Origin of the sequence: Desulfovibrio desulfuricans, assembly GCF_024460775.1 — a bacterium.
Classification (GTDB): domain Bacteria; phylum Desulfobacterota; class Desulfovibrionia; order Desulfovibrionales; family Desulfovibrionaceae; genus Desulfovibrio; species Desulfovibrio desulfuricans_E.
On record NZ_JANFYZ010000011.1, the window covers coordinates 75,011 to 83,560 of the forward strand.

Genomic DNA, 8,550 nt, shown 5'->3' on the forward strand with positions numbered 1-8,550 from the left:
GGTGCGGTCTGCCAAACATTTTCATGCTCAGCCTGCGTACATGCAGGCACGCCAGCAGGCACGCAGTGTCCTGCTCTTCTTGACTTTGCCCCGCTCTTTGCCCACAGTAGAGCGATTTTTTCACAGTACCATATTGCCAAGTCCTTGAGTTGAACTGTGCCGGGAGCCAGCATGAGCGATTATAAGAAAACATTGAACCTGCCTCAGACCGCCTTTCCCATGAAAGCCAACCTGGCCCAGCGTGAGCCGGAAACCCTGAAAAAATGGGATGCCATTAACAGCTACGAAGCAATGGTTGAAGCTTCCGGCAGCAAGGGAACCTACGTGCTGCACGATGGCCCTCCCTATGCCAATGGCCACATTCACATGGGTACGGCCCTGAACAAGATTCTCAAGGACATTATTGTTAAATCGCGCAACATGGCTGGTTTTGCCTCGCGCTATGTGCCGGGTTGGGACTGTCACGGTCTGCCCATTGAACACAAGGTTGAGCAGGAGCTGAAAGAAAAGAAAAAGACCCTGCCCGCCCATGTGGTGCGCAAGCTCTGCCGAGACTATGCTTCCAAGTGGATTGACGTGCAGCGCAAGGAATTTCGTCGTCTCGGCGTGCTCGGCAACTGGGAAGATCCCTACATGAGCATGCGCCCCACCTATGAGGCCGCCACCGCTCGCGAGCTTGCCAACTTTGTGGAAACGGGCGGAGTCATGCGCTCCAAAAAGCCCATCTATTGGTGCTGCTCCTGCCACACGGCCCTTGCAGAGGCAGAGGTGGAGTACTACGACCACACGTCCCCTTCCATCTTTGTGCGCTTTCCCTTGCAGGACGATGGCCTGAAAAAGGTTTTCTCCGCTGCGGATCCCGCCCATGCCTTTGTGGTCATCTGGACCACCACCCCCTGGACGCTGCCGGACAACATGGCCGTGTGCCTGCACCCCGAATTCACCTATGTGCTGGTGGAAGTGGACGGAGCGCAGTACGTGCTGGCCGAGGAACTGCTCACCTCCTGCGCGGAGCAGTTCGGCTGGAGCGAACCCAAAATTCTTGGCCGCGCCACCGGCGAACAGCTTGAAGGCCTCAAGGCCCGCCACCCCTTTTACGACCGCGTGTCGCCCATCATCCTGGGCCAGCACGTCACCCTTGAAGCTGGCACGGGCTGCGTACACACCGCCCCCGGTCATGGCCGCGAAGACTACGAAGTTGGCCTCAAATATGGCCTCGAAATCTATTCACCCATGGATGATGCCGGGCGCTTTTTGCCCACGGTGCAATTTTTTGCCGGGTTGAATGTTTTTGAAGCCAACCCCAAGGTCATTGAAAAGCTTGAAGAAGTCGGCGCATTACTGCGTCAGGCCAAGATCAAGCACTCCTATCCGCACTGCTGGCGCTGCAAGCAGCCGGTTATTTTCCGCGCTACCACCCAGTGGTTCATCAGCATGGAAAAGAACGACCTGCGCGGCCGCGCGCTCAAGGCCATTGACGAGCAGGTGCGCTGGATCCCCGCCTGGGGCCGCGAACGCATCCACAACATGATTGAATTCCGGCCTGACTGGTGCATCTCGCGTCAGCGCCAGTGGGGCGTGCCCATCATGGCCCTGCTCTGCGAAGACTGCGGCGAAGCCTGGAACGACCCCAACTGGATGCGCGACATCTGCGACCGCTTTGCCAAACACCCCACCGGCTGCGACTACTGGTACGAGGCCGAACTTTCGGAAATCGTGCCGGAAGGCCTTGCCTGCCCGCACTGCGGCGGCAACCACTGGAAACGCGAAACCGACATCCTTGACGTGTGGTTCGACTCCGGCACCAGCTTTGCCGCCGTGCTCGAGCAGCGCCCCGAGCTTGCCTACCCCGCCGATCTGTACCTTGAAGGTTCGGATCAGCACCGCGGCTGGTTCCACAGCTCACTGCTGGTCAGCGAAGGCACGCGCCAGCGCGCGCCCTACAAGGCTGTGCTCACGCACGGCTATGTGGTGGACGGCGAAGGCCGCAAGATGTCCAAGTCCATCGGCAACGTCATCGCGCCGCAAGAACTCATTGAAAAATTCGGCGCTGAAATCGTGCGCCTGTGGGTTTCTTCCGTGGAATACCGCGAGGACATCCGCATTTCCGACGAAATTCTTGGCCGCCTTGTGGATGCCTACCGCCGCATTCGCAACACCTGCCGCTTCATCCTTGGCAACCTTGAAGGCCTCGGCAAGGATGATCTGCTGCCCCTGAACGAGTTGATGCCGCTTGACCGTTTTGCCATTGACGCCGCGGCCCGGGTGCACGACCGTGTGCAGCAGGCCTACATGGATTTTGACTTCCACAAGGTCTATCACACCCTGCACAACTACTGCGTGACCGACCTTTCATCCATGTATCTGGACGTGCTGAAAGACCGCCTCTACGCCTCCGGCCCCGCCAGCGCGGAACGCCGCTCGGCACAGACCGCCCTGTGGCATATCCTTGGCCTGTTGCTGCGCGACATGGCCCCGGTGCTCTCCTTCACCGCAGAAGAAATCTTTGCGCATCTGCCCGAAGGCCTGCGCGGCGCGGAACCCACGGTATTTGCCCTGCAGCCCATTGATTCTGCCCCCCTTCTGCTTGACGAAGGCACGCGCGACGACTGGAACATGCTCGCCGCCGTGCGCGGGGCCGTGACCAAGGCCATTGAACCCATGCGGCGCGATGGCGTTATCGGCCATTCGCTCGACACCCGCGTGACCCTCTTTGTGGCAGACGAACTGCGCCAGCGCCTTGAAGGCCTGAACACTGACCTGCGCGCCTTCTGCATTGTTTCGCAAATAGCCATGCAGCCCCTTGAAAGCGCACCACAAGGCGCGTACTGCGATGAAGAAATCGCCGGGCTTGCCATCGGCGTGGAAAAAGCTCACGGCGAAAAATGCGAACGCTGCTGGATTTACAGCACGGAACTTGGCACCGACGCAGACCATCCCACGCTCTGCCCCCGCTGCACCGCCGTTATCAAGGCCATGGAAGCGTAACAGGAATGCCAAGGCGTTATCGCATACTCGGCATAGCGGCCATTGTAGCCCTTGTTCTCGATCAGGTGAGCAAGTGGGCTGTCATGCAGTTCATACCCGAGCACAGGCCCATCACGGTCATTGCCGGGCTGTTTGATCTGGTCAACATCCGCAATCGCGGCGCGGCCTTTGGCTTTTTAAACCGGTCAGACATTGAGTGGCAGTTCTGGCTTTTTCTCGCTGCCACGGTTGTGGCTGTGTGGGCCATTGTCATGCTGGTGCGCAGTTCGGATGAAGACCCCTGGCTGTTCACGGCTCTTGGGCTTGTGATGGGCGGCGCGCTTGGCAATCTGGTTGACCGCGTGCGCTTTCGCGCCGTGGTGGACTTTCTGGATGTCTATTGGGGCGACTGGCACTGGCCTGCCTTTAACGTGGCTGATTCGGCCATATTTGTTGGTGCGGTGCTGGCCTGCCTGATTCTCTGGCGCAAGCCCCAGGCGGCCGCCAGCGACAAAGGCGGCAAACCAACCCCCGGCAAGGGAGGAACCGCATGATTTTTCATTGGTGGCATGTGCTTGTGGTAATGTTCCCCATGATCCCGACACTGTGGAGCATTCTGCACATATGGGGACACGAGTTTGAAACCCCGCAACAGCGCGCCCTGTGGCTTGTGCTGGTAGTTTTTCTGCCATGTGTGGGGGGAATCATCTATATTTTCACCGGACGAAAAAAAGTTCTGGGAAAAGTGCAAAATTGAAAGAGGGTACTATGCGCACACTCCGTACTATGTACATCCTGACTCTGGCTTGCGCGGCGCTGCCTTTGAGCGGCTGCATGGGCGGCAGCACCAGCAGCGGCAGCGGCAGCATTTCACTGGAACAGCAGGTGCAGCAGCAAGACGTGCAGTTGCGCCAGTTGCAGCCTGCTCAGGCTGACGCCTGGAACCAGATTCAAACCCTGCGGCAGGAAGTCAACGCCCTGAAGGGCCAGATTGACGATCTGCAAAATGCTGGCGGCGCCAAAGCCCTGGTGGGCCGTGTAAGAGCGCACGATGAAGCTTTGCGTCAGGTGGAGCGCAGCATGGCGCTGAACCTGAACCTTGGCGATCCCATGACCAGCGGCGGCGGTTCTGCCCCCTTTGCCCAGGCGGCTCCTCAGGCTGCTCCTCAAGCGGCACCCCAGGCTGCTCCTGCTTTCAGTCAGCCCGGCTATGGCCAGCCTTCCTACGGGCAGGCAGCGGCAGGCGGCATGGCGGCTGGTTCCGTAGGCTACGCCGCGGCTTCCGCCGCTGGCGATCAGGGCGCAGCAGCAGCACAGCCCCAGCCCGTCATCAACCCCAGCTCCAGCACATGGGGCCAGCCCAGCCCCCAGCCAGAACCGCAGGTTCAGGCTCCCAAAAAGGATATTTCGCTGGCGCTTTTTGACGCTGGCGTTAACGCCTACAATTCCCGCAAGTACGATGAGGCGCAGCGTTCTTTCAATGACTTTCTGAAAAATTACAAAGACCATAGCCAGGCGCCTGAGGCCCAGTATTATCTGGCCGAGTGCTACTTCCAGCGCAACCAGTTTGCCGATGCAGCCCTTGCATACGATGCTGTCATCAAAAAGTATCCTTCTTCTTCCAGCGCGCCCGGCGCGTACCTCAAGCAGGGCATCAGCTTCAGCAAGCTCAATCAGTCTGCGGCAGCCAAGGCCCGCCTGGAAGAGCTGATCAAGAAATATCCCAACTCGCCAGAAGCTGCGCGGGCCAAGACGTTTCTGAAGACCAACAAGTAAGTACCCAGGCTCCGCCGCGCCCTCGCGCGGCGGAGTTTTTTACTGCATTTTACCTTTGACCATACACCCTCAAAGGTTCAAAACGCACAAATTAAACCGCGCCGCGCGCAAAGGGGACGGGCATGAGCGACGAAAAGCCCGAAGCCGCAGTTTACAAGCAGATCAGCACGGAAATGCGCCAGGGTCTGAGAGACATTTTTGAGCGCATATCCACTGCCTCCAAAGGCCAGCCCCTGCCCCCCCCAAATCCGGATGCGCTATTTCTGGAAGCATCAAGCCAACTGGACGAAGTGCTGAAAGATACGGAAAGCGCCACCATGACCATCATGGAAATCGTGGAGCGGCATCTGGATCTTCAGGAACAGAACGCGGCGCATCTGGCAGGGCTACGTAACGGCGGTGCGGATGCGGCCCCCATTACCGAGCTGGAAGCAAACAACCAACGCCTTGGCGATGACCTCACTTCCGTGCTGACCGCCCTGAGCTTTCAGGACATTACAGGTCAGCGCATCAAAAAGGTCGTGTCTGCCCTGAACCAGATTGAGGCAATGGTGGTGGAACTCTATGTTTCCTCGGGCCTTATTCTGGACGGGGCGGAAAAAGACCCCACCAAGAACGTTCAGGAATTGCAGAACGAGGCACGTCAGGCGGTCAAGGAATTCAATCAGGGCCGTAGCGAACTCAAAGGGCCGGACAAAACCGCAGCTTCTCAGGGCGCCATTGACGACATGCTTTCCCAGTTGGGCCTCTAGACGGATACCTTGCTAAAGTCTTTTCAGCTACTGAATGAGGGCGTTGCAAAACGCCCTTTTTTGCGTCCAACGCCGCGTTGCAGCCTTTTGCTGTTTCTTCAGGCGCTTAGGGTTCAGCCGTAAGTGAACACACTTAACGCATAGCATCGCTGACGAAGGTTCATCTGGGAGAGAAGGCTTGCCTGGCTGGGCTGCGACTGCTCAGCCACACCCTGAATGGGTTTGTTTTGCAACGCATAAAGGCCCCTTGCGGGGCCTTTATGCAGTACAGAAATACCGTGGCGGGAGTGAGCTTACTTCTGCTTGGCGGCTTCGCGGGCGCTGGCGGCCATATGGCAGGGACGGCAGCCCTTGAACTTGGCGCCGTACTTGGCGGGATTTTCCTGAGCCTTCTGCGAGTGGCAGCCGTAGCAGGAGCGGTCGCCATTCTTGGAGTGGAAGGCCATGAACATGCTCATGGGGTCACGTTCGCGCGCACCAGGGGTGGCGTGGCATTCGGTACAGGCTACGTAACGGCTGTCGCTCCCCACTTCGTGGTGGCAGTGCATGCAGTTGATGCCTTTGTGCGCCGTATGGGGGAACATGACGCTCATACGCGGGGATGTTCCACCAGGAATTTCAATGGGCTTTTTAATGACCTGCGACATTTCCTTGATATCACGCGCCTGCGCTTCGCCAACCCACACGAGGCTTAACGCAAGCAGCAACAAGGTCACATATTTCATCAGCTATTCCTCCTACTGGGTTCGTAAAGCGCAGGAGCAGGCCCCGGCGCACCACAGGCGGCTGAAAACCGCCATCAACACCACTCTCCGCAGCGGTTGTTCTACCCTAATAATGCCTGCTTGTGCAATAATTAAAGACTGCTACATCAGGAGCATTTAAACGGTTCAACAAACCGACTCAGCAATCCGCTGACAGACAGACTGCCAGCAATAAATTTTGCAGTAAAGGCAGTTGCAAAAAACGCCTTTGGCGCTTGCCGCAAGCTGCCGCTAAAACATGTTCCAGAATGACGGCCTGACTGGTTTCAGCTTTTTACGTGCGGCCACCATATCCAGGTGCATCATGCCAAGCGCCAGCGCATCCAGATTGGGAACAAACTCGCGTTCGCGCAGATCCACCGCCGGGCAGTAAGATTTGCACTTGGTGCACCAATCCAGCCGCTCACCGTGAGCAGTGCCGCTTTCGCGCAGCAGTTCCATAACCCCGCTGCCTTCCTCGCCGCATGCAGGGCATGCGCCACGCCGGAATTTCCAGTCCGCTCCGCACACGCCGCAGTGCAGATGTTTTTTACCGCCGCCGCCCGCAAGAAAAGCGTTTTTTTCATCAATGCTGGGTTTATCCATCCAGCCAATGGTGGGCAGCGCGCCGCACACAGGGCAATATCCCTGTCGCCATACATCGCCGGCTTCCCAGGGGGTGTCGCCTTCAGCGGCCACGGCCTGTGCGGTCATGCCACGCAAGATCGGCGCAACGATGAACCCCGTCACAAAGTCCAGCACCAGAGGGTCAAGGCCAATTTTTTCTGCCAGAGCCGCCAGGGCATCCCTGTCGCCTGAGGCAGCAGCGCAAACCAGCTCTTCCGCTCGCTGGTCTTCAGCTCCGTCAGATTTCAGAAAAAAATCCGTAAGCCTGGCCTTGTGGGGAACCACAGCGTCCATGCGGCACAACATGGGCAGCAGCTTTTCTGCGCTAATGCGCACTGCTGGGGCCACGCCTGAAAAGGAAGCCCCGGCAAGCATCGAAACACCCTGCTCCATCCGCTGCGGCTGGGCCTGCGGCAGTGACACGCCCTCTTTTTTCAGACTTTCGGCCACAGCACCGCCAAGCTCTTCCTGGGCGGTGAGCAGCGGTTCAAACGACCGAAGCACAGGGGCCAGCACCGGACGCCAGGTGATAACTTCTTCAAGGGTTTGGGCAACGGTTTGCCTTTTATCAGCCATTGATACTCCGTATGCCGGGGGTACCCCCGGCTGCTTTCCCAAACTATGCAACACTGAGGATGTCTGCTCTCAATGTTATCAGAATGCTCATTCCGGCATTTCGCAACGCAGATGCAAGCAGGGCTGCATTTCCGCATGCCGATCAGGCAGCGGGCTGGCAGACCATTATGCAGCCTTGGCAAACACCTGCACTTGGAGCCGCACGCGCATTTCAAGGCGAGCCTGCGTCAACCGGTTGAGGCAAAAAGCCAGGGGCCGCTCCAGCAAAGTTCGCGCCGCAACAGGGCAAACGTGTTTGCTGGTATTGTACCCTGATGGTGAACCAAAGCGAAGGATTTGCCAAGCCCCCGCAGTGCTTTTCTACCCCCGCAGCCGAGCGACTGCGGGGGTAGAGGGGATAAGGCCTTACATGAAGGCCGCGTATTCGTAGTAGTGTTCTTTTTCTTCCGCCAGCAGGTAGATGACGCTCACATCCTGTACATCTGCCAGAAAAGCCTTGGGGAAGGTCTTTTTGACAATCTCAAGCCGCTTTTGGGCCATGGGCAGGATTTCTTCCCTTTCGCCAAAAGCCATGGTGCCCGTGGGGCACGTTTTGACGCAAATGGGCAGCATGCCCGCGGTAACGCGGTCAATGCACATGTCGCACTTGGTCAGGCATTTGGTCTTGGGGTCAAGCCGGGGGATGTTGTAGGGGCAGGCGTCAATAACGGCCTGCGCATCCTCGGGGCTCAGCTTGGCGCTTTTGTCCGTGGCTATCACCATACCCGTTTTGGGATCCTTGATGATGGCCCCGGGCACGGCCATGTCGGCCACTTCCTTGCAAATGGGCGTGATGCAGTGGCGGCACTGGTCGGGAAAGAAGTTCCACACAACGGTGCCGTCAGGCTTCATACGCTCGCGAAAACGAACAATCTTGAGGTTGTTGGGGTTCAGATCCGGCGGATTCTGATGAGTGCCGCGCTGCTTGGTCTCATTGGCAGGCAGGTCATGCCATTCCTTACAGGCCAACTGGCAGCCCCGGCATGCCGTGCACCGAGTGGTGTCGATCAAAAAAGTCTTCGGCATAGCAATGCTCCTTGGCGGGGGGGGGGGGGGGGGGGGGGGGGGGG

The 8,550-nt window shown here is 58.3% G+C and carries 8 protein-coding genes; 5 read left to right on the forward strand and 3 right to left on the reverse strand.

What is annotated here, in order from left to right; genetic code table 11:
- Window positions 1–171 precede the first annotated feature (171 nt).
- The 5 genes from ileS to NE637_RS12345 all read left to right on the forward strand — a co-directional run bounded on the left by ileS (window position 172) and on the right by NE637_RS12345 (window position 5,495).
- Window positions 172–2,988, forward strand: a complete 2,817-nt coding sequence (ileS, locus tag NE637_RS12325; RefSeq protein WP_215647243.1) for an isoleucine--tRNA ligase — start codon at window positions 172–174, stop codon at window positions 2,986–2,988.
- Between the two features lie 5 nt (window positions 2,989–2,993).
- Window positions 2,994–3,521: a signal peptidase II gene (lspA, locus tag NE637_RS12330; RefSeq protein ID WP_192112394.1), complete on the forward strand. Its 528-nt coding sequence runs from the start codon at window positions 2,994–2,996 to the stop codon at window positions 3,519–3,521.
- The gene (locus tag NE637_RS12335) at window positions 3,518–3,724 is read left to right on the forward strand and encodes a PLDc N-terminal domain-containing protein (RefSeq protein WP_022657916.1); all 207 of its coding nucleotides are present in this window, start codon (window positions 3,518–3,520) and stop codon (window positions 3,722–3,724) included. The genes lspA and NE637_RS12335 overlap by 4 nt, the downstream gene beginning before the upstream one ends.
- 11 nt (window positions 3,725–3,735) lie before the next feature.
- A complete protein-coding gene (ybgF, locus tag NE637_RS12340; RefSeq protein WP_192112393.1) occupies window positions 3,736–4,743 on the forward strand; it encodes a tol-pal system protein YbgF in 1,008 nt (335 codons plus the stop codon).
- Window positions 4,744–4,865: 122 nt separating this feature from the next.
- Window positions 4,866–5,495 carry a protein phosphatase CheZ gene (locus NE637_RS12345; protein ID WP_192112392.1) on the forward strand — a complete coding sequence of 210 codons (630 nt, stop codon included), beginning with the start codon at window positions 4,866–4,868 and terminating at the stop codon, window positions 5,493–5,495.
- A gap of 293 nt (window positions 5,496–5,788) precedes the next feature.
- Here the strand turns inward: NE637_RS12345 and NE637_RS12350 are convergent, their stop codons facing one another.
- From NE637_RS12350 to NE637_RS12360, 3 genes are all read right to left on the reverse strand, one after another.
- Complete coding sequence (locus NE637_RS12350) at window positions 5,789–6,220, reverse strand: cytochrome c3 family protein (protein ID WP_192112391.1); 432 nt, start codon at window positions 6,218–6,220, stop codon at window positions 5,789–5,791.
- A 270-nt stretch (window positions 6,221–6,490) separates the two neighbouring features.
- Window positions 6,491–7,441, reverse strand: a complete 951-nt coding sequence (locus NE637_RS12355) for a formate dehydrogenase accessory protein FdhE (RefSeq protein WP_227118540.1) — start codon at window positions 7,439–7,441, stop codon at window positions 6,491–6,493.
- Between the two features lie 405 nt (window positions 7,442–7,846).
- Entirely contained in the window at window positions 7,847–8,506 is a 660-nt protein-coding gene (locus tag NE637_RS12360) for a 4Fe-4S dicluster domain-containing protein (RefSeq protein ID WP_192112389.1), read from the reverse strand.
- Window positions 8,507–8,550: the final 44 nt, after the last annotated feature.